General features: G+C 45.4%; 26 protein-coding genes. 18 read left to right on the forward strand and 8 right to left on the reverse strand.

Annotated elements, in window-relative coordinates; all coding sequences use genetic code 11:
* The first annotated feature begins 74 nt into the window (after nucleotides 1-74).
* Nucleotides 75-1,094, forward strand: coding sequence for a MoeB/ThiF family adenylyltransferase (locus tag ACO1D1_RS23625; protein WP_423337355.1), 1,020 nt, complete (start codon nucleotides 75-77; stop codon nucleotides 1,092-1,094).
* 56 nt (nucleotides 1,095-1,150) lie between these two features.
* Here the strand turns inward: ACO1D1_RS23625 and modB are convergent, their stop codons facing one another.
* The gene (modB, locus tag ACO1D1_RS23630) at nucleotides 1,151-1,813 is read right to left on the reverse strand and encodes a molybdate ABC transporter permease subunit (protein ID WP_423337356.1); all 663 of its coding nucleotides are present in this window, start codon (nucleotides 1,811-1,813) and stop codon (nucleotides 1,151-1,153) included.
* A gap of 9 nt (nucleotides 1,814-1,822) precedes the next feature.
* Nucleotides 1,823-2,629 carry a molybdate ABC transporter substrate-binding protein gene (gene modA / locus ACO1D1_RS23635; RefSeq protein WP_423337357.1) on the reverse strand — a complete coding sequence of 269 codons (807 nt, stop codon included), beginning with the start codon at nucleotides 2,627-2,629 and terminating at the stop codon, nucleotides 1,823-1,825.
* Between the two features lie 138 nt (nucleotides 2,630-2,767).
* Here modA and ACO1D1_RS23640 point away from each other — a divergent pair, with 138 nt between their 5' ends.
* The 3 genes from ACO1D1_RS23640 to ACO1D1_RS23650 all read left to right on the forward strand — a co-directional run bounded on the left by ACO1D1_RS23640 (nucleotide 2,768) and on the right by ACO1D1_RS23650 (nucleotide 4,551).
* Complete coding sequence (locus ACO1D1_RS23640) at nucleotides 2,768-3,703, forward strand: substrate-binding domain-containing protein (protein ID WP_423337358.1); 936 nt, start codon at nucleotides 2,768-2,770, stop codon at nucleotides 3,701-3,703.
* An 80-nt stretch (nucleotides 3,704-3,783) separates the two neighbouring features.
* Nucleotides 3,784-4,134: a YwdI family protein gene (locus ACO1D1_RS23645; protein ID WP_423337359.1), complete on the forward strand. Its 351-nt coding sequence runs from the start codon at nucleotides 3,784-3,786 to the stop codon at nucleotides 4,132-4,134.
* Between the two features lie 45 nt (nucleotides 4,135-4,179).
* The gene (locus tag ACO1D1_RS23650) at nucleotides 4,180-4,551 is read left to right on the forward strand and encodes a DUF423 domain-containing protein (protein WP_423337360.1); all 372 of its coding nucleotides are present in this window, start codon (nucleotides 4,180-4,182) and stop codon (nucleotides 4,549-4,551) included.
* A gap of 46 nt (nucleotides 4,552-4,597) precedes the next feature.
* Here ACO1D1_RS23650 and gerQ read toward each other — a convergent pair whose 3' ends face one another.
* Complete coding sequence (gene gerQ / locus ACO1D1_RS23655) at nucleotides 4,598-5,068, reverse strand: spore coat protein GerQ (RefSeq protein WP_423337361.1); 471 nt, start codon at nucleotides 5,066-5,068, stop codon at nucleotides 4,598-4,600.
* A gap of 284 nt (nucleotides 5,069-5,352) precedes the next feature.
* The gene (gene hemQ, locus ACO1D1_RS23660; protein ID WP_423337362.1) at nucleotides 5,353-6,096 is read right to left on the reverse strand and encodes a hydrogen peroxide-dependent heme synthase; all 744 of its coding nucleotides are present in this window, start codon (nucleotides 6,094-6,096) and stop codon (nucleotides 5,353-5,355) included.
* A 250-nt stretch (nucleotides 6,097-6,346) separates the two neighbouring features.
* On the opposite strand from hemQ, the gene pta reads away from it, so the two are divergent.
* On the forward strand, nucleotides 6,347-7,318 hold the full coding sequence (pta, locus tag ACO1D1_RS23665) for a phosphate acetyltransferase (RefSeq protein WP_423337363.1): 972 nt from the start codon (nucleotides 6,347-6,349) through the stop codon (nucleotides 7,316-7,318).
* Nucleotides 7,319-7,404: 86 nt separating this feature from the next.
* Nucleotides 7,405-8,235, forward strand: coding sequence for a lipoate--protein ligase family protein (locus ACO1D1_RS23670; RefSeq protein WP_149872420.1), 831 nt, complete (start codon nucleotides 7,405-7,407; stop codon nucleotides 8,233-8,235).
* A gap of 148 nt (nucleotides 8,236-8,383) precedes the next feature.
* On the opposite strand, the gene ACO1D1_RS23675 is transcribed toward ACO1D1_RS23670, so the two are convergent.
* Nucleotides 8,384-9,148, reverse strand: coding sequence for an RsfA family transcriptional regulator (locus ACO1D1_RS23675; RefSeq protein ID WP_423337364.1), 765 nt, complete (start codon nucleotides 9,146-9,148; stop codon nucleotides 8,384-8,386).
* 82 nt (nucleotides 9,149-9,230) lie between these two features.
* Between ACO1D1_RS23675 and ACO1D1_RS23680 the strand changes: the two genes are divergently transcribed.
* The 5 genes from ACO1D1_RS23680 to ACO1D1_RS23700 all read left to right on the forward strand — a co-directional run bounded on the left by ACO1D1_RS23680 (nucleotide 9,231) and on the right by ACO1D1_RS23700 (nucleotide 12,200).
* A complete protein-coding gene (locus ACO1D1_RS23680) occupies nucleotides 9,231-9,443 on the forward strand; it encodes a hypothetical protein (RefSeq protein ID WP_423337365.1) in 213 nt (70 codons plus the stop codon).
* Nucleotides 9,444-9,483: 40 nt separating this feature from the next.
* On the forward strand, nucleotides 9,484-9,705 hold the full coding sequence (locus tag ACO1D1_RS23685) for a DUF1450 domain-containing protein (RefSeq protein ID WP_007087472.1): 222 nt from the start codon (nucleotides 9,484-9,486) through the stop codon (nucleotides 9,703-9,705).
* 218 nt (nucleotides 9,706-9,923) lie between these two features.
* Nucleotides 9,924-11,222: an HD domain-containing protein gene (locus ACO1D1_RS23690; RefSeq protein WP_423337366.1), complete on the forward strand. Its 1,299-nt coding sequence runs from the start codon at nucleotides 9,924-9,926 to the stop codon at nucleotides 11,220-11,222.
* Between the two features lie 112 nt (nucleotides 11,223-11,334).
* Nucleotides 11,335-11,838, forward strand: a complete 504-nt coding sequence (locus tag ACO1D1_RS23695) for a YwgA family protein (protein WP_423337367.1) — start codon at nucleotides 11,335-11,337, stop codon at nucleotides 11,836-11,838.
* 137 nt (nucleotides 11,839-11,975) lie between these two features.
* On the forward strand, nucleotides 11,976-12,200 hold the full coding sequence (locus ACO1D1_RS23700) for a hypothetical protein (RefSeq protein ID WP_149872415.1): 225 nt from the start codon (nucleotides 11,976-11,978) through the stop codon (nucleotides 12,198-12,200).
* An 88-nt stretch (nucleotides 12,201-12,288) separates the two neighbouring features.
* On the opposite strand, the gene ACO1D1_RS23705 is transcribed toward ACO1D1_RS23700, so the two are convergent.
* Nucleotides 12,289-12,474 (reverse strand): 2-hydroxymuconate tautomerase, encoded by a 186-nt coding sequence (locus ACO1D1_RS23705; RefSeq protein ID WP_149872414.1) that lies wholly within the window; start codon nucleotides 12,472-12,474, stop codon nucleotides 12,289-12,291.
* A 153-nt stretch (nucleotides 12,475-12,627) separates the two neighbouring features.
* On the opposite strand from ACO1D1_RS23705, the gene ACO1D1_RS23710 reads away from it, so the two are divergent.
* Together ACO1D1_RS23710 and ACO1D1_RS23715 are read left to right on the forward strand one after the other, a co-directional pair.
* On the forward strand, nucleotides 12,628-13,278 hold the full coding sequence (locus ACO1D1_RS23710; protein WP_149872413.1) for a site-2 protease family protein: 651 nt from the start codon (nucleotides 12,628-12,630) through the stop codon (nucleotides 13,276-13,278).
* A gap of 98 nt (nucleotides 13,279-13,376) precedes the next feature.
* Nucleotides 13,377-13,886, forward strand: a complete 510-nt coding sequence (locus ACO1D1_RS23715) for a YwhD family protein (protein WP_423337368.1) — start codon at nucleotides 13,377-13,379, stop codon at nucleotides 13,884-13,886.
* Nucleotides 13,887-14,074: 188 nt separating this feature from the next.
* On the opposite strand, the gene ACO1D1_RS23720 is transcribed toward ACO1D1_RS23715, so the two are convergent.
* Entirely contained in the window at nucleotides 14,075-16,144 is a 2,070-nt protein-coding gene (locus ACO1D1_RS23720; RefSeq protein WP_423337389.1) for a transglycosylase domain-containing protein, read from the reverse strand.
* A 352-nt stretch (nucleotides 16,145-16,496) separates the two neighbouring features.
* Between ACO1D1_RS23720 and speE the strand changes: the two genes are divergently transcribed.
* The 5 genes from speE (at nucleotide 16,497) to ACO1D1_RS23745 (ending at nucleotide 21,489) form a co-directional block, all read left to right on the forward strand.
* Nucleotides 16,497-17,324: a spermidine synthase gene (gene speE, locus ACO1D1_RS23725; protein WP_149872411.1), complete on the forward strand. Its 828-nt coding sequence runs from the start codon at nucleotides 16,497-16,499 to the stop codon at nucleotides 17,322-17,324.
* A gap of 255 nt (nucleotides 17,325-17,579) precedes the next feature.
* Nucleotides 17,580-18,452 carry an agmatinase gene (gene speB, locus ACO1D1_RS23730; protein ID WP_423337390.1) on the forward strand — a complete coding sequence of 291 codons (873 nt, stop codon included), beginning with the start codon at nucleotides 17,580-17,582 and terminating at the stop codon, nucleotides 18,450-18,452.
* 650 nt (nucleotides 18,453-19,102) lie between these two features.
* Nucleotides 19,103-19,489, forward strand: coding sequence for a DUF1934 domain-containing protein (locus ACO1D1_RS23735; RefSeq protein ID WP_423337369.1), 387 nt, complete (start codon nucleotides 19,103-19,105; stop codon nucleotides 19,487-19,489).
* On the forward strand, nucleotides 19,486-21,159 hold the full coding sequence (argS, locus tag ACO1D1_RS23740) for an arginine--tRNA ligase (RefSeq protein WP_423337370.1): 1,674 nt from the start codon (nucleotides 19,486-19,488) through the stop codon (nucleotides 21,157-21,159). The genes ACO1D1_RS23735 and argS overlap by 4 nt, the downstream gene beginning before the upstream one ends.
* A gap of 150 nt (nucleotides 21,160-21,309) precedes the next feature.
* Nucleotides 21,310-21,489 (forward strand): H-type small acid-soluble spore protein, encoded by a 180-nt coding sequence (locus ACO1D1_RS23745; protein WP_423337371.1) that lies wholly within the window; start codon nucleotides 21,310-21,312, stop codon nucleotides 21,487-21,489.
* Nucleotides 21,490-21,875: 386 nt separating this feature from the next.
* On the opposite strand, the gene cls is transcribed toward ACO1D1_RS23745, so the two are convergent.
* The gene (gene cls / locus ACO1D1_RS23750) at nucleotides 21,876-23,078 is read right to left on the reverse strand and encodes a cardiolipin synthase (RefSeq protein ID WP_423337372.1); all 1,203 of its coding nucleotides are present in this window, start codon (nucleotides 23,076-23,078) and stop codon (nucleotides 21,876-21,878) included.
* Nucleotides 23,079-23,323: the final 245 nt, after the last annotated feature.

The raw sequence follows: 23,323 nt of genomic DNA on the forward strand, positions 1-23,323 counted from the left end.
AGCAAACTTTTTAATAATCCTACCCTAAAAGCTCGCCGGTCGGCGGCTTTTCTTTCGAAAGGGGTCAAAAATATATGAATGAACGATATTCAAGGCAAGTTCTTTTTCCGGGAATCGGCAAAGAGGGGCAAGCGAAAATGAGGGAAAAGCACGTCCTTATCATTGGGGCGGGTGCCCTCGGCTCAGGAAGTTCCGAAATTCTAACGCGCGCAGGTGTTGGCAAAATTACCATCGTTGATCGCGATTATGTAGAGGCCAGTAATCTGCAGCGCCAGCAGCTTTACACGGAAGAGGACGTTGCCGAAAAGCTTCCGAAGGCCGCGGCAGCAAAGAAACGCTTGCGGGCGATTAATGCTGATGTCGAGATTCGGGCAATCATAGGCGATGCAACGCCTGAGATGATGGAAGAGCTTGCGGCCGGTGTCGATTTGATGCTGGATGCGACTGACAATTTTGAAACCAGGATGATGATGAATGATATTTCACAAAAATACAAGATTCCTTGGATTTACGGTGCTTGCGTCGGCAGCTTTGGGATGAGTTTTTCCATCATCCCCGGGAAAACCCCTTGCTTAAATTGCCTATTACGGACAATCCCGCTCCAAGGAATGACCTGTGATACCGGCGGAATAATATCGCCTGCTGTGCAAATGGTGATTGCTCACCAAACAGCGGAGGCACTAAAAATGCTTGTTGAGGATTGGGAGGCGGTCCGCACCTCGTTCGTCAGCTTCGATGTGTGGCGAAATCAATATACAAGTCTGAAAATGTCAAAGGCGAAATTTGCCGGGTGCTTATCATGCGGTGAGGAACGGACATATCCGTATTTAGATCATGAGAATATGACAAAGACGACCGTGCTTTGCGGCCGCGATACGGTGCAAATCCGCCCATCTACCCCAGGGCAGATCTCGCTGGAGCAGCTTGCGAGCCAGCTTAGTGGGCTGGGATATGCTGTGAAAGGGAACCCATATTTATTGTCGGTAGAAATCGGAGAAGAACGGATGGTTATTTTTAAAGAGGGCCGTGCCCTCATCCATGGGACAAAGGATTTAACCCACGCTAAATCGCTCTATCAGCGGATATTGGGATGAATAGAATGCCGGTTATAAAAAAGAAGCCCGTACCACGGCCGGTACGGGTTTCTTTATTAGCTTTTTCCCTTCGAAAACTGAACACAGACAAGCATAAGAAAAGAAATGCCGATCATGCACAAGACCCATAGCCAGGCCAGTTCCATGTTTCCTGAATCAATGGCGACATAGATGGCTGTAGGGATGGTCTGCGTCTTACCGGGGATATTGCCGGCAAACATCAGTGTCGCGCCAAATTCCCCTAAGGCGCGGGCAAAGCTTAAAATTCCGCCTGAAATAATTGCCTTCCCTGCAAGCGGGATAGAAACGAATAGAAATAGCTGAAAACGATTCGCTCCGTCAACTCGGGCCGCATCCTCGACATCCCGATCGACACCTTCAAATCCAGTCTTAACGGATTGATACATTAGAGGGAAGGCGACAATTAATGCGGCAATTACCGCCGCCCACCAGGTGAAAATGACGGGCTGATGGAAGAGCCATTCAATCCACCGGCCGACAGGACTCTGCTTGCCAAAGACTACTAGCAGCAAAAAGCCGACGACCGTTGGGGGAAGGACTAACGGCAAGAGGAAAATGGTTTCCACCACCGCTTTTCCTTTGAAGCGTGCTCTCGCCATCCATTTCCCAATAATTAATCCCAAAATCAACACAATACATCCTGAAACAACCGCAATCTCCAGCGATAGTTTGACAGGATCCCAAAACTGGTCTGTCATGATAGCTTTTTACATCCCTTTAAATCCGTATTTTTCAAACACCTTCATCGCTTCATCTGATTGTAGATATTGATAGAATATCACGGCTTGCTTCGGATGGCTACTTGCCTTGATGATTCCGACCGGGTAAACAATGGGAGTATGCAGGTTTTCATCAGCCGTTGCTGCAATCTCGACCTTATCAGACGTTAAGGCATCAGTTTTATACACCATTCCGGCATCAACATTTCCGGTTTCTACATATGTAAGTACTTGGCGTACATCCTTCGCATAAACAATTTTTCCTTCCGCCGAACTCCAAAGATTCAGCTTTTCCATTACTTCTTTGCCATAGGCACCAGCAGGAACAGATTCAGGGGTACCAATCGAAAGCTTGTCCGCTTTTGGGATATCCTCGAACGTTTTGATGCCTTTAGCGGAATCCTTTGGTACGACAAGGACGAGTTCATTGCGAACCAGATCTTTGCCATTTTTCTCTTCAATTACGCCATCAGTCACCAATTTATCAAATTTGTCTTCTGCAGCTGAAAAAAACAGATCGACAGGGGCTCCCTGTGAAATTTGCTGCTGCAATGCTCCAGAAGCGCCAAAGTTATAATTTATTTTCACATTACTATGGTCTTTGTTGAAGTTTGTTGTAATTTCATTTAATGCGTCTTGCAAACTTGCTGCGGCTGAAATGGTTAATTCTACGTTTTCTTCTGGAGCAGGTTGTTTTTCCTTTACTGGTTCTTTACTCTCTTCCTTCGCGGCGCACCCCGATAAAACTAGTAAAAACAAAAGCATGGTTAAAAATATTTGATACCCTTTTTTCAAAGTCAATTCCACTCCTTATAATTAGATATAAATAATTATAACTAATTATAACTAGTTGTGGTATGAAGAAAATCACAGATATTTCGACAAATGCTTTTTAAAAATGAATGAGATACAATAGGATGAGGAGGGATAATCATGTCAAAGGAGATTTCCTATACGATTGAAGAGGTTTCACAGCTGTTAAAAGTGTCGAAGCTTACAATATATGATTTAATCAAAAAAGGGGAACTGCCCGTATTTCGGGTGGGAAGACAGATGAGGATGGACGCGGAGGATTTGGACCGATATATAAAAGGGCAAAAGTCGCCGCAGATGCAGGCAGCAATTGTTCCGGCTGCCGATGCGCAAAGGGTGGACAAACGGGAATCCCATAATATTGTCATCAGCGGTCAAGATATCGTCCTCGACATCTTAGGCAAGCATATTGAAAAATGCCCTCCCTATAAGACGCTCAGGTCGTATTCAGGCAGTTTAAACAGCCTTATTTCTTTATATAATGGTGACTGTGACATCGTGAGCCTTCATATGTTTGACGGCGATACCGGAGAATATAATCTTCCTTATGTAAAAAGGATTCTAACAGGGTATCCATACATATTGCTCAATCTCGTTTCCAGAAAGGCAGGATTTTATGTTCAAAAAGGAAACCCGCTAAACATCACTTCCTGGACAGATTTAAAGCGGCCGGATCTGAACATCATCAATCGTGAAAAGGGATCCGGGGCAAGGATTCTTCTTGATGAACAGCTGAGAATTCATCACATATCGCCGCAGTCGATTATCGGGTATAATCGGGAAGAAACCAATCATTTAAGTGTGGCCTCTGCGGTTTCTACCGGCAAGGCAGATATCGGAATCGGAAATGAAAAAGCAGCTAAAATGGTGGGCGTTGACTTTATTCCATTAATGACGGAACGGTATGACCTCGTGATGGTCAAGACCCCTGAAAATGAGGCACTCATCCGGATTGTGAAGGAGATTTTATCCTCTGCATTATTCCAAACAGAAATTAGCTCATTGGGCGATTATGATCAATCACAGACAGGAGCGATTATCGCAGAAACCTTTTAAGTGATTGAGTAATTTACAAATTTTGACTTGTTTCACGTGGAACATGAAGAAGATTGTCGAAATCCTGTAATGGATCATGCTTGAAAAAGAGAGGGAATGTCGAAGTGACTATATCTGTCCAAACATTATTAGCAAAAATTGAAAAAGAATTGCAGCTGGCGAAGAGCAGCGGCAAGCAAGAAAGCTTGCGGGAAAAAGTGTACTCTATTAAAATATTATGCGAATTGATTTTAGATGAAAAAGCCGAGCGGACCGTGGCTAAGCCGGTACCTGTTATGACAAACACCGTTAGTCAGCAGCCGGCAGTGAACCACCAGGCATTTCAACCATCGGCGCTGAATCAACCAGTTTTTCAGCAGCCGGCATCGATGCCGCAGACGAAAAAAATAGAGATGGACGAGGCAAACGGCGATTCGTTATTTGATTTTTAAACGAAGGGTTTGGCGCCGAAAGCATGAAAAATGGAGGGGAAGTAAATGAAAGCATTTATTATTGTGGGGGCCATCAACGCCTTTTTAGCCGTAGCGCTTGGGGCCTTCGGTGCACACGGATTAAAAGACCGGCTTGACGCCCATTACTTAGAGATTTGGAAAACAGGCGTTACCTATCAAATGTTCCATGCAACCGGGATTTTAATCATCGGTCTGCTCCTCGGGAAAGTCGGAGCAAGCTCTGTTTTTAGCTGGTCCGGATGGTTAATGTTCGTCGGAATCATTTTATTCAGCGGCAGCTTGTACTTGTTAAGCCTGACAAAGGTTGGCGTCTTAGGCGCGATTACTCCGATTGGCGGCGTTTGCTTCTTAGCCGCGTGGATTCTCATGATTGTTGGTGCAGTGAAAAACTTTTAATAAAATAAGCGGGGCCTCCATATTTGGGGGCCCCGCGCATATTTATTTACCTTGGCGGGTAGGTTCCTAGTGACGGACCGCTTCCCAACGGATATTCATATTCGATTTCCTCGGCAAAGGTAATGTAGTCGACAGCCACCATCGGGATGAGGAACCGGGTGCCAGCCTGCGGGTCGCTGAGGATCACATGGTCTCTACCTGCTGCTTCAATGATGCCTTTAAATTCCTTGGCATTCCACTGGCTGTTGCCTTCAAAAGTGGCAAATACGCTTACTAATTTTCCTTTGTTCAAACGCAAAATGTTTTCGATGTATGACTGCTCAATTGGCAGCATGCCTGGTACTTGCCCTCCGCTTACTGGCGGCCGTGGTGGTGTTCCGGCTCCGGCTGGCGGAAATTGCTGAAAACCTTGAGTTGGCATAAATCCTTGCCCTCCGCCAGTGACCGGCTGTGCCCCCTGTTGTCCGGCTGCCCCGGTATAAGGCTGAAATCCTTGAGGATTGTAGTATTGGCTCATCTTTTTCCCTCCTAAAAATAAGTGAATGAAAACTTTCTGACAGTGCAGTGCCACCCTTGCTTACAGGGGATTGACGACTGGCCCAACTTTCTATTCATACTCCATTGCACCCAGATTGGTTACAGTTTAAGAAGGTTTTTCTCACCTCTTCTTCATTAAGACAATTGGAGCAAATTTGAGACTCGCTGTTTAAATAGTATGAGTATCGAAGGGGAAATATGACTTGGATCAGATAGTTTTAGGAAGCAAAAAAAGCTCCCATAATGAGAGCTTTTTAAAAGGATTTATACGTGAAGAAATTTTGCTACCCGTTCTTCTTCTAATAGATTGCCGACAAAGAAGGCGCCAAATTCGCCGTAGCGCGCACTCACTTCATCAAAGCGCATTTCATAAATCAGCTTTTTAAATTGAAGTACATCGTCTGCGAACAGGGTAACGCCCCATTCGTAATCATCAAAGCCGACGGAGCCGGTGATAATTTGCTTGACTTTACCTGCATATGTACGGCCGATCATTCCGTGGCTGCGCATCATGCTGCGGCGCTCTTCCATCGGCAGCATGTACCAGTTATCATTCCCCTGGCGGCGCTTGTCCATTGGATAAAAGCAGACATGCTTTGCTTTAGGCAGTGCCGGGTATAGGCGAGCCAGAATTTGCGGATTTTGATAGGGGTCCTCACCCGCTGGCAGGTAGTTGCTAAGTTCTACCACTGACACATAAGAATGCGCAGGAATGGTGTATTCTGCAAGCTTTGTTTTGTTGAATTCGGTTTCAATTTCATTTAACTCTTCCATTGTTGGACGAAGGATCATCATCATAAAATCAGCCTTTTGCCCAACAATTGTATATAAGGCATGGCTGCCTTCTTTGCGTTCTCCCGTTTGGTTCCATTTTTCAACGAGACTTAAAAACTCGTGGATGGCGGTTTGGCGTTCGTCGCTAGAAAGCATTTTCCATATAGTCCAATCAACGGTACGGAAATCATGCAGGCAATACCAGCCATCAAGCGTTTGTGCTGCTTCACTCATTATAATCACTCCTAGATAGTCATTCATCCATAACTATATCATAGTTTGACCAAGGGACGCCTTTCTAAACACTTGAAAGCGGGGAAGTGGATATTTTTGCAAAAAAGGGTAAATAGTAAAAGTATGAGTGTAATTTTTTGAAAAAAAAAACATCTTACTGAAACCGCTGTCTGTGATGGACATTGCTTGAAATTTCACCTTGGTAAAGTATGCTAGAAGAAGATGTTCTTTTTTAAGGGAGGAATTTAATGTGAGTGATTTATTTGAAGGTTTAAAGCAGAAAGTTTCCGGACGTGATTTGAGAATTGTTTTTCCAGAAGGGTTGGATGAGCGAATTGTCCGTGCAGCAGGCCGTTTGGCTGCGGAAAAATTAATCACGCCGATTTTGATTGGCAATATCGAACAGGTGCAGGCAAAAGCGGCAGAGCTTGGCGTTTCTTTAGAATCTGCAGAAATCTATGATCCGGCAGCCTATGCAGGCATGGATGAGTTGGTCGCCGCATTTGTCGAGCGCCGCAAAGGGAAGGCAACCGAAGAGGATGCCCGCAAAATCCTGCTTGATGAAAACTATTTTGGCACGATGCTCGTTTACTTGAAAAAAGCACACGGCTTAGTGAGCGGTGCTGCGCATTCGACGGCAGATACGGTTCGTCCGGCACTGCAAATTATTAAAACAAAAGCAGGCGTAAAGAAGACGTCTGGCGTGTTCATCATGGTTCGTGAGGATGAAAAATATGTGTTCGCCGATTGTGCGATTAACATTGCTCCGGATAGCAATGATTTAGCGGAGATTGCGATTGAAAGCGCGAAAACAGCGGAAATGTTTGATATCGAGCCGCGGATTGCGATGCTGAGCTTTTCAACAAAGGGTTCGGCGAAATCTCCTGAGACAGAACGAATTGTTGAGGCTGTGGCTGAGGCGAAACGCCGCGATGCTTCACTTGTGTTAGACGGGGAATTCCAATTTGACGCCGCGTTTGTGCCATCTGTGGCCAAAAGTAAGGCACCAGGTTCTGTCCTGCAAGGGGATGCGAACGTGTTTATCTTCCCTAGCCTTGAAGCAGGCAACATTGGCTATAAAATTGCACAGCGTTTAGGCGGTTTTGAAGCAGTCGGCCCGATTTTACAAGGGTTGAATGCACCGGTGAACGATCTATCCCGCGGCTGTAATGAAGAAGATGTGTACAAGCTCGCGTTAATTACGGCGGCTCAAGGGTTATAATTTGAAATTTTGGGGCTGGTCCGTCGTGTAGGGCTGGCTCTTTTTTTATGATAAAATGGATGTATTAATGTTAAGGGGTTTTCAAGATGGAAGGTTTACTGCGCCAGTCACAGTGGCGGATCATTGACCAGTCTGCTGTCGGCATTCATTTTCAGGCAACACAATCATTTGGCACCGATGATACGTTATGTGCCGCAGTCGGAGCAGGCGAAGCGCCGGCGACAGCGCGGACATGGGTGCATCACAATACGGTGGTCCTCGGCATCCAGGATACGAGATTGCCATTTTTGCAGGAAGGTATTCAATTTTTAAAGCAAGAGGGGTATCAGGTGATTGTCCGAAATTCCGGCGGGTTGGCGGTTGTCCTTGATGAAGGCGTCCTAAATATCTCGTTAATTTTCCCCGAGGCTGAAAAAGGAATCGATATCAACCGCGGCTATGATGTTATGTGGGAACTGATCCAACAGATGTTTGCCGATTTCCCGCAGCAAATCGAGGCACGGGAAATTGTGGGCTCTTATTGCCCGGGAAGTTACGATCTGAGCATCGGCGGCAAAAAGTTTGCCGGCATCTCGCAGCGCCGTCTGAAAAAAGGAGTCGCTGTCCAGATCTATCTCTGTGTGAATGGCAGCGGTGCGAAACGGGCCGAACTTGTGAAGCATTTTTACGAGCGGGCCAAACAGGGCGAAGAAACGAAATTTGCCTTCCCGGACATTGTTCCGGAGGTGATGGCCTCGCTGTCAGAATTGCTCGGGACACCTTTTTCCGTCGGCGATGTCATGCTGCGTTTGTTAAATCAGTTAAAGGCACATAGTGAGTTTTTGTATGCGGGGCAGCTGAACGAATACGAGCTTGGATTATTTCCCGGATATTATCAACGGGTGATTGACCGGAATGAAACGATTGCCGGCCGCTAAAGAAAACTCACCGATTGGCGAGCTACAGGCATTCAGACATGTAGCCCTTTCCTTATTAGCTAAAAAGGCCGCGGACCTTTTACTTGGTCCGCGGCCTTTCTATAGTCAGATGCTGCTCCTGTCTCTTCTCCCAATGCCCTTTAGGAAATTACTCCGCTACCTTTTCAAGGTTCCCGTTGCGGTCCATTTTGAATTTTGTAGCAGGTCTTTCTTCTTCTTCAAATAGTACAAGCTTGCGGGCGCGGTTCATAATTTTCATAAGGGTCTCGTAATCTTCTTGAATTGTTTCGGAATTCTCCTCGAGCCCGGAAATCTTTGCTGACATTTCCTCATTTTGCTTTCGTAACTCTGCCATCTCCCGCTTCAATCTTTCATTCTCACTTTTTAATGCTTCATTTTGCAGATTGGAATGATGAAAGTTTTGTAAGTAAGAGATAACAGCATCAAGGGTTAGTCCGCTGGCGGCTGTAGCTCTGTATGTTGGGCTTTGCGGCTGGCTTTGGGCCCGGGCTGCCGGCTTCACATAGGTTTCTTGAGCTGCCTCAACTGACAAATCAGGCATGTCCATCGTAGTTTCTAGCGGCATGTCAACCTGCAGCTCCGGCATTGACTCGAACTCCTCCGAAGCCGTGACTGGAGGATTGTAAAGCAGCTTTTTCTTGCCGCCTTGATCCTTCCCTAACACTCTTTGTCTTTGTTTACGCTGCTTTTTGGCTAATTGTAATGCTTTTTCATAGGTGTGGCGGACGACGGCGTTCCATCGGAATCCACAGGCGGCAGAGGTTCGGTTCAGCTTGTCCCCTACCTCTTCAAAGGCATTCAGCTGTGTACTGCCTTCTCTCACATGGCGAAGCACCGTTTCAGCCAATAGCAGATCATTCTCATCTGTCCATGCGTCTTGACGTACTTTCATATGGTTCAACTCCCTAAAATAATATACCTTTAACGTTGCCAGTCATATTTCTGGCGATTTTTGTAAAAGCTCTAGTCATAGGATGGACAAGTTTTTCAAGCTTTATACCAAAATGATTAAAAGGATAGTAGATTTTTTAACTAAAAGATTTGGCCGGCTGGCAAGTGTTGCTAAAGATTGCACCTTGCAATGGGAAAAAAGAAACTGTAAAATACCTATGGAGTTAAAATGTTATCGATTAGCTAAAATTGTCGATTTTCCCATAGCTTATCTCGAAGCTTGTTGGGTAAAATAATGTATATATAGTAGATTGACCGTAGAAAGGGTTGTAGATAATGTCCAATGAATTTCGCGTTTGCGATGATTGTCAGGCCGTGAATTTAAAGACATTAATCCCTCGTTTGAAAGAAATCGATCCGGATGCCGAAATCAAAATCGGCTGCCAGTCCTATTGCGGACCCGGCCGGAAAAAGACCTTCGCCTTCGTTAACAACCGCCCAGTCGCCGCCTTAACGGAAGAGGAATTAATGGAGAAAGTAAATAAAAAGATCAAATAATCACCTCAGTCGTCGATAACTTAGGTGATTTTTATTTTAAGGAATTTCATTTTAGGAAAATGGTGCATTTTGGAAAGTGGTGCCTGACACCGTTTCTAACCTATGGATAATGCAAAGGGTGTCAGGCACCCAAATTGTCGAAAACTCCTGTGGAATTTTGCTGAAAAATGGGTGATATTGGGATATAATAGTAGCAAATATAAGGAAGAGGGAAGTCCATGCATTATTCGGCGGAAAAGTTGAATGAAGAAAAAGTGTTTAAAGATCCTGTCCACCGCTATGTCCATGTCCGGGACCGGGCGATTTGGGATTTAATCGGAACAAAAGAGTTTCAGCGTCTGCGCCGTATCAAGCAGCTTGGGACAACCTTTTTAACCTTTCATGGTGCTGAGCACAGCCGTTTCAATCATTCGCTCGGCGTATATGAAATTGTCCGCCGGATCATCGATGATGTGTTTGCGGGAAGGCCGGAGTGGAATAATGATGAACGCCTGCTGACGCTTTGCGCAGCACTTCTTCACGATCTTGGGCACGGCCCGTTTTCCCATTCTTTTGAAAAGGTATTTGATTTTGACCACGAAGACTTAACCCGCGCGATTATTTTAGGTGATACCGAAGTAAATAAAATCCTCTTAAGGGTGAGCCCTGATTTTCCTTCGCAAGTTGCCGAAGTCATTGCCAAGACATCAGCGAAGAAGTTAGTTGTCAGCTTGATTTCCAGCCAAATAGACGCTGACAGGATGGATTATTTGCAGCGAGATGCTTATTTTACCGGCGTCAGCTACGGACAATTTGATATGGAGCGGATTTTACGGGTGATGCGGCCCCGGGAAGACCAGGTCGTTATCAAAAAGAGCGGGATGCATGCGGTGGAAGATTATATTATGAGCCGCTACCAGATGTATTGGCAGGTCTACTTTCATCCTGTCTCACGCAGTGCTGAGGTGATATTGAGCAAGATTCTTCACCGAGCGAAGCAGTTATTCAAAGAAAACTATCAGTTTAAATATGAGCCCATTCACTTTACGTCGCTGTTTCATGAGAAAGTGACATTAGAAGACTACTTAAAATTGGATGAATCCGTTATTTTATACTATTTTCAAAGCTGGCAGGAAGAGGCGGATCCCGTTTTAAGCGATCTGTGCCGGCGTTTTGTCAATCGGAATCTCTTTAAGTACGCAGAGTTTGATCCTGCGAAGGAATACAAGAAACTGGCGGAATTGACGGCGTTATTTGAAAAAGCCGGAATCGATCCTGACTATTATTTGGTGGTTGATTCATCGTCGGATTTGCCATATGACTTTTACCGTCCAGGCGAGGAAGAGGAACGGCTGCCGATTCATTTGTTAATGAAGAATGGGGAACTGCGTGAGCTCTCACGTGAGTCAGAAATTGTCGATGCAATATCGGGAAAAAGAAGAACCGACCATAAACTCTACTATCCGGCTGATTTTCTCGCAGATGAATCAACCGAAAAAGAAATAAAACAACAAATACGTGCCCTTTTAGAGATATAAATCGGGTGAAAATAGCAGTATTGGTGCCTGACACCCTTTGTAACCTGTGAATGGTGTAAATATTGTAAATGGTGCCTGACACCGAATGCAATGGAGTAGGAGATGACGAGCGTTGTTAAAAGATCATGCGAAGCTGATGCAGGCGATTCTGGTTTCCGGTGAGATTACCGGGAGGAAGAAGCTGCAAAAGATGATATATATTGCGAAGAAGATTGAGTTTCCCTTTCACGACCGGTTCCAGTTTCATTTTTACGGGCCGTATTCGGAGGAATTGACGACACGGGTGGAAGAGCTGTGCAATATGGGATTTCTGAATGAAGTGAAGGAAAAAAAGGGTGGATATTTTCAATATAGATACACGCTGACAGACTCCGGCAAAGAGTTTCTCAGCTTGAACGAAGTAGATATGCCCTTTTTGACTGATTGCTTGACTGATATGAATGAGCAAAATGCTAGATTCCTCGAACTGGTTTCGACGGTTTTATATTTTGATAATCTTCCTAAGGAGGAAGTGACAAACAAAGTATTTACGTTAAAAAGCAGCCAGCGCTATACGGAAGCAGAAATTGACGAGGCCTACCAGTATATCGAAAACCTGAAAGCGAAAATTCAATAATTATAATTCATTAGCCGCTTGGGAAGGTAAGAAGACCCAGGCGGTTTTTCAATTGTGGAATTTTTAGTGAATTAATATCCATTTTTATGAAAATTTGCTATGATTTGTCTATAATGAAGGTAAGGGAGGTTTTCGCCATGATCGTTCCAGTAATATCTGTCATTATGATATTTGGAATTCCGATTATCGCCATTTTAACGAGTCATTTCCAAAAGCAAACAAAAATGAAGGCAGAAATGATAAAAGATGAATTGGAGCTCGAAAAACTAAAACACCAAAACTATTTGATCGAAACTGAAAAAATGAAACTAGAACTGGAAAAGATCGCACTTAACCAGCCTAAAGATGAAATCAGATTCTAACATGGAAAACGTAAAAAGGGTGTCAGGCACCATGTGAATTTTTCACATGGTTTCTTACACCCTTAATTACTTGAACAACTTAACTATATTACTTGTCGCTGAAACGGACGCCGGCAACGGCGTAGTGGTTTTTGCTCATTTCTTCGATGAAGACGGTGATGTTTTCTTTTGGTGCGCCTGTTGTTTCGCTGACCGCTTCGGTGACTTTCTCCGCTAGCGCCCGCTTTTGTTCATCTGTGCGTCCCTCAAGCATTTTTACTGTAACATATGGCATGGATATTCCTCCTTTTTACGTAACTGATAGTAGTGTTCCACAATTATCGAAAAAGTGCAACTACTGTCGCCTCATAAATTTCCTTTTTCAAACGAGTTTCATGTATACTAATAGGAAAAAGAACATGGTATTTCCATGGAAGGAGAAACGCGTTTGGAACAATTTCTAGCCTATTCGTTCAGGGAGATTCCTTATGTAGTCATCACGCTGATCTTCGCTTTTACATTTCACGAATTAGCCCATGCCTACGTAGCCTATAAATTCGGTGACATGACAGCGAAAAACCAGGGGCGGCTGACGTTAAATCCACTCAAGCATCTGGATCCGTTTGGAACACTCTTAATTCTAATCGCCGGCTTTGGCTGGGCCCGTCCAGTACCGGTTAATCGCTTCTTTTTTAAAAAACCGCGCCTGGCAGGGATTCTTGTCACCGTCGCAGGGCCGCTGAGCAATCTCGTGTTGGCCTTCATCGGCTTCTGCGTTGCTATTGGATTAGCCCGTTTCGGACTGAATGCATCAGAGAATTTTTATGATTTTCTCAATATTTTTATCGGTCTTAACATTGTCTTATTTGTTTTCAACCTGCTGCCGCTCCCGCCGCTTGACGGTTATCGGATTCTCGAAGACTTGGCACCGAATCATCTCCGGGCGAAAATGACGCAATATGAACAATACGGTATCTTAATATTTCTTATTTTAGTAATCACACCATTAGACCGGTTCACGATTCAGCCTATTTTCCAAGCCGTCATTCCCTGGGTATGGGACACGCTTGGGCACTTCACCAACCGCTTATTTTTTTAACGGACTGGATCATGTTCAAAGTCTAAATTTATACTTTCCCATCACGCAAAAATACATTGCGAACACTACGTTTTTCTAGAAGGAGGCCTGCACCACCAATGGAAGAGAAAAAGAAAAAACTCGGTTTTAATATCATAAAAAGTGATCCGACTGACGGCCACAAGGGCTTTGGCAAGGGCGCGCTCAGCCTGGATAATGTCTCACCGGTCATTATTGACGTCGAAGCCGGAGAAGCTGAAATCGATGTCGGGGCGATGCATGCCCGCAGCGTCGTCGAAAAAGGAATTAAATTTTTGAAAAATAAAGAAGAGGTGCCGAACGGGAAACCATACTGGCTCGTGTGGGTAACGATTGACCGCAATCCGGAAGGCCCGTATTATGCCGGTGTGACAGCATGTTATATGACGGTCGACCGCGAAATCCGCCGCGGCTACAAATCGCTGCCGGAGCACGTCAACCGCATGGATAAGTCACTCAAGCGACATATTATGGTCGATGAAATGGATGCGCCATCGAAAAAGGTATTAGCCGCTTTCTTGCGCGGGCATAATGAAGCATTATGGAACAATGCCACGGAAGAATTGAAAAAGGGATTACTTTCGGAATAACTGCCAATCTTCCGGGCGGGAAAGACAAGAAGAGATTCCACTATCTACGTAGGGTAAAATTTTTTTAAAAAAATAAAACGGGGAATCGCTTGTAGTTTTTTTCAAAAATAGGTAGTATTATAATCAGTGTGAAAACACTGTAAAACTAGGACAGGAAAAGCTCCGGAGCGATCCGGAGCTTTTCCATTTTAATGACCCCACGGCATAATCTTCTTATACCAAGGTACTTTTTTCTCCTCGTGCTTTTTCGCCGGAGCTTTATCCGAATGGTGTAAGTGATCGGTGCAATATTCAGCAGGCTCTGTGCCGGCGACGAAATAAGTGAAGCGGCGGACAGGACAGTCCTTTGTGGCCAGTTTGCCGTTTACCGGGTTCACATAAACGCCGACGACGCCGTCTTTCGGTGGTTTAAACGCCTTTACCGGCTTCCCTTCTAATGCTTCTTCCATAAAGTTAGCCCAGACATTCTTCGCGTACGTTTTTTCCACCGTTACTTCCAGCGGTTTTCCCATATCATATCCGGCCCAGACCGCCGTCACGAGCTGCGGCGAGTAGCCGATCATCCAGCTGTCCGTTTCCGTTGAGCCCGATTTACCAGCGTATGGACGGGTAATGTCCTTGATCACCGTGCTCCCGGTCACCTTGGCATAGCCGTTTAGTTTGGAATCGAAAACCCCCGTCAGCATTTGCGTAAGGACAAACGCCTTGGCCGGGTCCAGCACTTTTTCCGTCAGATCTTTTCGTTCAAAAATAACATTTCCATTATAGTCTTCTACTTTTGTAATCAAGATCGGGTTGACCCGTTTTCCGCCGTTGGCCAAGAGGCTGTAGGCACCCGCCATTTCAATGACCCGTACACCGGAAGTTCCGAGTGCCAGCGACGGCACCTTGGCCATCTTTGTGGAAAGGCCAAATTTCTTCGCTGTCTCGATTAACGTCTCTTCCCCTAAAAATAAATGCGTTTTGACGGCGAAAATATTATCGGATACAGCTAGTGCCTGGGCAAGGGTGACCTCGCCGTCGGCATACTTATTGTTAAAGTTATGCGGCGTATAGTCAGCCTGACCATTATCGAAATGGAAGGTCGTAAACTCGCTGCGCATCGTCGATGACGGGGTAAAGCCATGCTCAAGTGCAGCGTAATACAACAGCGGTTTGATTGCCGAACCCGGCTGCCTTATCGCTTGAACAGCGCGGTTAAATGGACTTTTTTCATAGTCCCGGCCGCCGACCATGGCATGCACATAGCCGTTTTTTGGATCCATCGCAACCAAGCCGATTTGAATTTCCGAAGAGTTGGCGACAAATCGGTTGACTTGATTTTCAGCGGCTTCCTGCTGTTTTCTATTAAGAGTTGTAAAAACCTTTAAACCGCCGAGGGCAATCGTGCGGTCATCTAAATGCAGCTGGTTTTTTAGGGCATTTTTTACCGCATCCTGAAAATACGGCGCGACCTTCACCTTTTGGGTCGTGTGGACGCCCGTTAAGGTGAGCGGCGTAAGGGATGCGGTTTGGGCAGCCTTTTTGCTGATATAGCCGTTTTTCACCATCGTTTGTAAAATAATCGACTGGCGGGTTTTGGCCTTTTCCATCGACGCAAGCGGTGAGTAAATGCCAGGCCCCTTCGGAATGCCTGCCAGCATACTAGCTTCGGCAAGGGTTAAGTCGGCTGCTTTTTTTCCATAATAATATTGGCTCGCTGCTTCAACGCCATAGGCACCGTTACCATAGTAAATAGTATTTAAATAACCTTCGAGAATATCCTGTTTGGTATAGTTCATCTCGAGGCGGATCGTATAAAATGCCTCCGTCAGCTTCCGTTTCCACGTTTTGTCGTGCTCGAGAAACAGATTCCGTGCATACTGCTGCGTAATGGTACTGGCCCCCTGCACCTTGGCAAAGGCTTTCATATCGGCCAGGACAGCACCGGCAATCCGTTTATAATCAAAACCATGATGCTCGAAAAAATTTTTATCCTCAATTGAAACGGTCGCGTTCACTAAATCCGGCGAAATCTCCTTAAGTCCGACCCAATAACGCTTTTGTCCGCTATGACTCTCACCAATCAACGTCCCATCGTCTGCGAAAAACAACGTCGATTGCGGAACGGCAAGCGGCGGCGCCCCTAAAATTTTGGCATAGCCAAGGATGCCAAGGAGGAGAATGAGCATGCAAATCATGCCTATCAAACTGATGATAATAATCGCGCGCAAATATTTAACCGTCTTCCGAAACCCTTGATCAGTCATGATTTCCAACATCTTCACCACCCGTTAGAAAAGCGGAAGCGCCTTGGTCAGACCCGACAGCTGTTTGCGGTCCTGGCGATGAAGTCGTCCTTTGACTTCATTGACAGGACCGAAGCGACCTCGAGGGTCTAGGCGCTGGAGCTAGCCAGCTTTTCCAGATTTTAAAAAAATAGATAGTAATAGTATTGAAAAAATAGAGTCTTTTTAAACGTCATGAAAAAATTTTGCTAGACTTTTTTTTCTGTTTGTAATTCAATAGGTTGGGTACGATAAAATTAAATGGCCGGCGAATGCTCGCGAAGCCTAGATGCGCTCGATGCGGAAGCTGAAAAATTGACTAAAAAACGAAAGGAAGATGAACATGTCAATTTGGTTTACTGAAAAACAAACTGAAAACTTTGGAATCACAATGAAAGTTAATAAAACCTTACATACAGAGCAAACAGAATTTCAAAAGCTAGATATGATCGAGACAGAAGAATGGGGCAATATGCTGCTTCTTGATGATATGGTGATGACGTCCGTGAAGGATGAGTTTGTCTACCATGAAATGGTGGCCCATGTACCGTTATTCACGCACCCAAACCCTGAAAATGTCCTTGTTGTCGGCGGCGGTGACGGCGGCGTCATCCGTGAGGTGTTAAAGCATCCAAGTGTGAAGAAAGCGACCCTCGTCGATATTGATGGCAAGGTGATCGAGTATTCAAAGAAATTTTTACCGGAAATTGCCGGCTGGCTTGAGGACGAGCGCGTTGACGTTCAAGTGGGCGATGGCTTTATGCATATTGCGGAAAGCGACAATCAGTATGATGTGATTATGGTTGATTCCACTGAACCGGTTGGCCCAGCGGTTAATCTTTTTACAAAAGGCTTCTATGCAGGCATTTCGAAGGCGTTGAAAGAAGATGGCATTTTCGTTGCGCAGTCTGACAACCCTTGGTTTAAAGCGGACTTAATCCGCAACGTACAGCGCGATGTCCGCGAAATTTTCCCAATCACCCGCTTGTACGTGGCCAACATCCCAACCTATCCAAGCGGCCTTTGGGCTTTCACCATCGGTTCGAAAAAATACGATCCATTAGAGGTAACTGAAGATCGGTTCCATGAAATTGAAACAAAATATTATACGAAAGAACTTCACAAAGCAGCGTTTGTCCTGCCGAAGTTTGTAGGCGATTTAGTGAAGTAAGTCTAGTCTATATAACTTTATTAGCTGGAAAACCGAGTTAACGGTCATGTAGGGAGGTTCTAGGTGACTGAAACGAGTGGGAAACAGAGTTAACGGTCATGTAGGGAGGTTCTGCGTGACTGAAACGAGTGAGAAACAGAGTTAACGGTCACGTAGAGAGGTTCTAGGTGACTGAAACGAGTAGAAAACAGAGGAAACGGTCACGTAGAGAGGTTCTACGTGACCGAATCATGTGAGAAAGTGTGGGATGCTTTGATGCGTTTTGATGAGGCGTATTCGGGGAATGTGTTTATTAAGAGCCACCCGAATTTTGAAGAGAGTCAGGTTGTATTATACGGGATGCCGATGGACTGGACGGTGAGCTACCGCCCGGGGTCACGCTTCGGTCCGGCCCGAATCCGCGAGGTGTCGATTGGTCTTGAGGAGTACAGTGCGTACCTCGACCGCGAACTAGAAGAGGTTAAATATTTTGACGCTGGCGATATTCCGCTGCCATTTGGGAATGCCCAGCGCAGCCTTGATTTAATTGAAGAATTTGTTGATCAAATTCTTGCAGCGGGGAAGTTTCCGCTTGGTATGGGCGGCGAGCACTTAGTTTCATGGCCGGTGATGCGGGCTGTTTATAAAAAATATCCAGATTTAGCGATTATCCACTTTGATGCGCATACTGATTTGCGTGAGAATTATGAAGGCGAGCCGTTGTCGCACTCGACCCCGATTCGTAAAATTGCGGAGCATATTGGTCCGGAAAATGTTTACTCCTTCGGAATTCGCTCTGGAATGAAGGAAGAATTTGTCTGGGCAAAGGAAAATGGCATGCATATTTCCAAATTTGAAGTGCTTGAGCCGTTAAAGGAAATTCTGCCAACACTTGCCGGCCGCCCGGTATATGTCACAATCGATATCGATGTTCTAGACCCGGCACATGCACCAGGAACAGGGACGGTCGATTGCGGCGGAATCACTTCGAAAGAGCTGCTAGCATCGATTCATGCGATTGCTGGTTCCGAAGTAAACGTAGTCGGCGGCGACCTCGTCGAAGTCGCACCAATTTACGACCCATCCGAACAAACAGCCAATACCGCAAGCAAACTCCTACGTGAAATGATCCTAGGATGGGTAAAATAGGAAATTGGTGCCTGACACCCTTTGTTGTATTTCGAGCATGAAATTGTTGTTATGCTCTGGGTGAGGTTTCACTAGGTTCACATGAGGATGAATGAGGTTGGTGCCTGTCCCGTTTTTGGGGCAGGCATCTTTTGATTTGCATTGTAACTATGTTTATAATAGGAAAAGTGATGCGGTAACGCACGAAAAGGAATTAGAAGTAAATGAAAAGCCGTTACATTGACCGAAAAGTGAAAAAGTGGGGTCAAAGGGTAAATGAGAAGCCGTTACATTTACCGAAAGGCGAAAAAGTGGGGTCGACCGGTAAATGAAAAGCCGTTACATTGACCGAAAAGCGAAAAAGTAGGGTCAAAGGGGAAATGAAAAGCCGTTACATTGACCGAAAGGCGAAAAAGTGGGTTCGACCGGTAAATGAAAAGCCGTTACATTGACCGAAAAGTGAAAAAGTGGGGTCAAAGGGTAAATGAAAAGCCGTTACATTTACCGAAAGGCGAAAAAGTAGGGTCGAACGGTAAATGAAAAGCTGTTACATTGACCTGAAAGGCGAAAAAGTGGGGTCAAAAGGTAAAACCAACAGCGTTTCATGAGCTAAACGCGTGATAAAATAGAAAAAGGAAGTGCAGTTACGTTTGCCAAATCATGAAATACCTGTGAAAATTAAGGTAAAGACAACGATAGATGAGGAAGAAACTTTTGAATTGATGGTGTTTGGCCGATACTATCAAAAGGATCAAGCGTCATTCCTGCAGTATGAGGAAGCCCATGAGGAAGGGACTGTCCGCACAATTGTGAAGGTGGCGCAGGATGAGGCGCTGATTTTACGGGGCGGCGCGGTGAAAATGCGGCTGCCATTTCAGTTACATAAGAAGATGCGCGGCAGCTATGAGATGCCGTTTGGCACGTTTGAAACGTTGACAATGGCGAAACGCATCGAGCATTCGGAGGGACTGATCGATATTCTTTATGACTTCACGATGCAGGGCTCACCCGCCGGTACATACCATTTAGAAATTAGCTTTCAGGAGGACAAAAAATGAATATAGTGGAACAGGTTCAAAGTAAAATAAAGGAAGAGATTCGGGCAGCGGTGCTGAAGGCTGGGCTCGCAACGGAAGAGCAGATTCCCGATGTCATCTTAGAGACGCCGAAGGAAAAGGCGCATGGCGACTACTCGACGAATATGGCGATGCAGCTGGCACGGGTAGCGAAGAAGGCACCGCGGATGATCGCAGATGAGTTAGTGGCTCATTTTGACCGCTCAAAGGCTTCGATTGAAAAAATAGAATTGGCAGGCCCGGGGTTCATTAATTTTTATATGAATAATAGCTACCTAACGGACTTAATTCCGACCATTCTCGAAGCTGGGGATCAGTACGGCTCAACTACCGTTGGCGGCGGCCAGAAAATTCAGGTGGAGTTCGTATCAGCCAATCCAACGGGTGACCTGCACCTTGGCCATGCGCGCGGTGCGGCGGTCGGCGATTCGCTGTGCAATATTTTAGCGAAGGCGGGCTATGATGTTTCCCGCGAATATTACATTAATGATGCCGGCAATCAGATCAATAATTTGGCACTGTCCGTTGAGGCGCGTTATTTCCAAGCGCTGGGCATGGAAAAAGAAATGCCGGAGGACGGCTACCATGGGGCCGATATTATTGGCATCGGGAAGGCGCTGGCGAAGGAGTACGGAGACAAGTATGTGAACGTTTCGGACGAGGAGCGATTTGAATTTTTCCGCGACTATGGCTTGAAATATGAGATGGCGAAGTTGAAGAAGGATCTCGAGGATTTCCGCGTCGGCTTTGATGTCTGGTACTCGGAAACCTCGCTTTATAAAAATGGAAAAATTGACGAAGCCTTAGCAGCATTGCGTGAAAGCGGCTATGTGTATGAGCAGGACGGCGCGACGTGGCTGCGTTCGACTGATTTTGGCGACGATAAGGACCGTGTGCTGATTAAGCAGGATGGGTCCTACACGTATTTAACACCGGATATCGCCTACCACAAGGACAAGCTTGCACGCGGTTTTGAAAAATTGATTAATATTTGGGGGGCTGACCACCACGGCTATATCCCAAGGATGAAGGCGGCAATCCAATCGCTCGGTTATGACCGCGAGGCACTTGAGGTTGAAATTATTCAGTTGGTTCACCTTTATAAAAATGGCGAGAAGATGAAGATGAGTAAACGGACTGGAAAGGCTGTCACCATGCGGGATTTGGTCGATGAGGTCGGCCTCGATGCGACGCGTTATTTCTTTGCGATGCGCAGCTCGGATACCCATATGGACTTCGATTTGGACTTAGCGGTGTCGGAATCAAACGAAAACCCGGTTTATTACGCGCAGTATGCCCATGCCCGGATTTGCAGTATTTTACGCTCGGGTGTGGAGCAGGGTGTGACGGTTGCGGCTGATGCCAATTTTTCATTGGTGGCATCATCTGAAAAAGAAATTGATTTGTTGAAAAAATTGGGCGAATTCCCGTCTGCAGTTGGCGAGGCTGCAGTGAAGCGTGTGCCTCACCGGATAACGAACTATATCTTCGAGTTGGCCTCAACCTTCCACAGTTTTTATAATGCGGAAAAGGTGCTTGATCTCGAGCAGCTGGAACGGACAAAGGCCCGCTTAGGATTAGTGAAGACCGTACAAATTACGTTAAAGAATGCATTGGCGTTGATTGGTGTTTCTGCTCCGGAAAAAATGTAACATTTTATGTCTGTGAGACCCCCTGTCAATGGATAGGGGGTTTTTGCTGTGGAAATTTTTTATAAGCGGAAATCTCACTTGGAAACGAATATTTCCCAAAAAAATACAAATATTAAAGATAGATTTTTGAGTGAGGAGTGAACCGAACGCATGAATGTAGGAAGAGCAAAGGAAATAGCTGATTCCGCTGATATGATTAATGTGACCTATGACGGTATGCCTGTGATCATACAACACGTCGATGAATCCACAAAAATGGCGAGAATCTATTCCAGAACTGACCCCGACAACGAACGCGACGTACCCGTACTAAACTTAATCGAAGAATAAGAAAAGCGTAAGCGCCCTGGTCAGCGGCGTATGGCCTCCTTGAAAAAGCTAACGCTTTTTCTTCGTGCGATGCCTATGCTGCCGAAGCTTTCCTTGTGGAGCGCTTCAACTGAGATAAAGGAAACACGAAGAGCGTAGCGATTCGATGTTGACTTATCGTAGGGCGGAGAGCGAAGGACACTAGCCGCTAGGGCGCTGAGCTAGACAATTCTCAAAGTCAGAACTTATAAATTATCAAAAAACGAGTCCCCGAACCAAAAATCGGGGACTTTTCCATTTGCGTGTATCATTAAAGTGTCGTTTGGGTGTCAGGCACCATGTGAAATTTTCACATGGTGCCTGACACCCTTCGTGGACAGTGTCCATCCCATGCGGACACCCAATCCCTATAGAAAGTAGGATAGGGCGGCGGCGAGGCGTTCTTTTAGTGTTCTATTGAAATTCGGTTTATTGAGTTCTGCCAGTGTCAGCGGCTGTGAGTCTTGAATGTCTTTTTGAATAATGGCCTTTAAGCGTTCAATAAAGGCAGGGTCATAGAAGAAGCAATTGATTTCTTTGTTTAAAAATAGGCTGCGCTGATCGAAATTTGCGGTGCCGATATCGCAGATTTTGTTATCAATCACAATCGTTTTAGCATGATAAAAACCCTTTCTATATTGATAAACCCTTGAACCTGCCGCAAGGAGCTGCCGTAAATAGCGATAGGAAGCCTCCTGGACAAGCAGATGATCCGCAGTAAATGGAACAATCACCGTGAGGCCAACGCCGCGCCGCCGTAATTTCAGCAGTTCTGCAAAAATCGCTGCACTTGGAATAAAATAGGGGGTGCCAATGATAATAGATTCCTCCGCCTTCCGAATCAGCCGCAGAAAATTCTCTTCAAGCTGACCGGCCTCTGTAGGAATGAACTGATGCCGTACCGCACCCTTCGGCAAGACCGGGAAATAAGCGGGCTGGCGCAATAAATCTTCACCGAAGTACTCGTTCCAATCAATCAAAAACTCACTCTGCAAAAAATTGACGCTTTCACCGGTGATTTTCACGTGATAGTCCCGCCACGGGCTAAGTTTCGGGTCCTCATCAATGTATTCCTTGCCAATGTTATAGCCGCCGAGATAGCCAATTTCCCCGTCAATAATTGTGATTTTGCGGTGATTGCGGACCTGTGTGGAATAAAACAAGTAAGGAAGCTTAATCCGATTACTAAAAGCAAATTGGATCCCCGCTTCCTTTAGTGCCGTCACCACTTTCCTCTTCACTTTCCAGCTGCCGAGCCGGTCAAGCAGCAGCCTGACTTCCACGCCTTCCTGTGCCTTTTCTTTTAAAATCATAAAAAATTCCTGGCTGATGGCATCGTCCTTCACAATGTAAAAGAGGACATGAATTTGCTTTTTTGCCTGGCGAATAGTCGTAAAATAATCGTGAAATAATTCCTTTCCATGCGTAAAAATGTCAAAATCGCCGTGAAGGATGGAGGTTTCCGTTCTGACCGCTACGGAAAGATGCTTCTTTCGACCTAATGTAAAATCAAGCACAAGCCATATAATGATGAAAAGGACAAGTCCGCTCAATATGAGTATAAATTTCATTGGCAATCTTTCCCCCAATTCGTGATGTTAGTGTTTCCGAGAACGGCCATTTCTATGAGTTGTAAAGGTGGTGTGAGCAGAGCTAAGCCCAACTTCATTACGTGAACAAAATCCATTTGCTCACGTAAATTGGTTCAATTGCTGCGTATTTGCGCCGCTCCGCCTCTTTTTCTAAAAAAATTGGTTGACTGAATGCTCATTCATTATATAATAGAGATAAGTATATGTCAGAAAATTATTTATTT

Source organism: Neobacillus sp. 19, assembly GCF_049463095.1.
Lineage (GTDB): Bacteria > Bacillota > Bacilli > Bacillales > Cytobacillaceae > Neobacillus.

Excerpts from the sequence above, each read along its gene's own strand:
- ACO1D1_RS23625 (WP_423337355.1), top strand. The coding sequence starts at position 75 with ATGAATGAACGATATTCAAGGCAAGTTCTTTTTCCGGGAATCGGCAAA.
- modB (WP_423337356.1), bottom strand. The coding sequence starts at position 1,813 with ATGACAGACCAGTTTTGGGATCCTGTCAAACTATCGCTGGAGATTGCG.
- ACO1D1_RS23640 (WP_423337358.1), top strand. The coding sequence starts at position 2,768 with ATGTCAAAGGAGATTTCCTATACGATTGAAGAGGTTTCACAGCTGTTA.
- ACO1D1_RS23650 (WP_423337360.1), top strand. The coding sequence starts at position 4,180 with ATGAAAGCATTTATTATTGTGGGGGCCATCAACGCCTTTTTAGCCGTA.
- gerQ (WP_423337361.1), bottom strand. The coding sequence starts at position 5,068 with ATGAGCCAATACTACAATCCTCAAGGATTTCAGCCTTATACCGGGGCA.
- hemQ (WP_423337362.1), bottom strand. The coding sequence starts at position 6,096 with ATGAGTGAAGCAGCACAAACGCTTGATGGCTGGTATTGCCTGCATGAT.
- ACO1D1_RS23670 (WP_149872420.1), top strand. The coding sequence starts at position 7,405 with ATGGAAGGTTTACTGCGCCAGTCACAGTGGCGGATCATTGACCAGTCT.
- ACO1D1_RS23675 (WP_423337364.1), bottom strand. The coding sequence starts at position 9,148 with ATGAAAGTACGTCAAGACGCATGGACAGATGAGAATGATCTGCTATTG.
- ACO1D1_RS23680 (WP_423337365.1), top strand. The coding sequence starts at position 9,231 with ATGGACAAGTTTTTCAAGCTTTATACCAAAATGATTAAAAGGATAGTA.
- ACO1D1_RS23685 (WP_007087472.1), top strand. The coding sequence starts at position 9,484 with ATGTCCAATGAATTTCGCGTTTGCGATGATTGTCAGGCCGTGAATTTA.
- ACO1D1_RS23690 (WP_423337366.1), top strand. The coding sequence starts at position 9,924 with ATGCATTATTCGGCGGAAAAGTTGAATGAAGAAAAAGTGTTTAAAGAT.
- ACO1D1_RS23700 (WP_149872415.1), top strand. The coding sequence starts at position 11,976 with ATGATCGTTCCAGTAATATCTGTCATTATGATATTTGGAATTCCGATT.
- ACO1D1_RS23705 (WP_149872414.1), bottom strand. The coding sequence starts at position 12,474 with ATGCCATATGTTACAGTAAAAATGCTTGAGGGACGCACAGATGAACAA.
- ACO1D1_RS23715 (WP_423337368.1), top strand. The coding sequence starts at position 13,377 with ATGGAAGAGAAAAAGAAAAAACTCGGTTTTAATATCATAAAAAGTGAT.
- speE (WP_149872411.1), top strand. The coding sequence starts at position 16,497 with ATGTCAATTTGGTTTACTGAAAAACAAACTGAAAACTTTGGAATCACA.
- speB (WP_423337390.1), top strand. The coding sequence starts at position 17,580 with ATGCGTTTTGATGAGGCGTATTCGGGGAATGTGTTTATTAAGAGCCAC.
- argS (WP_423337370.1), top strand. The coding sequence starts at position 19,486 with ATGAATATAGTGGAACAGGTTCAAAGTAAAATAAAGGAAGAGATTCGG.
- ACO1D1_RS23745 (WP_423337371.1), top strand. The coding sequence starts at position 21,310 with ATGAATGTAGGAAGAGCAAAGGAAATAGCTGATTCCGCTGATATGATT.
- cls (WP_423337372.1), bottom strand. The coding sequence starts at position 23,078 with ATGAAATTTATACTCATATTGAGCGGACTTGTCCTTTTCATCATTATA.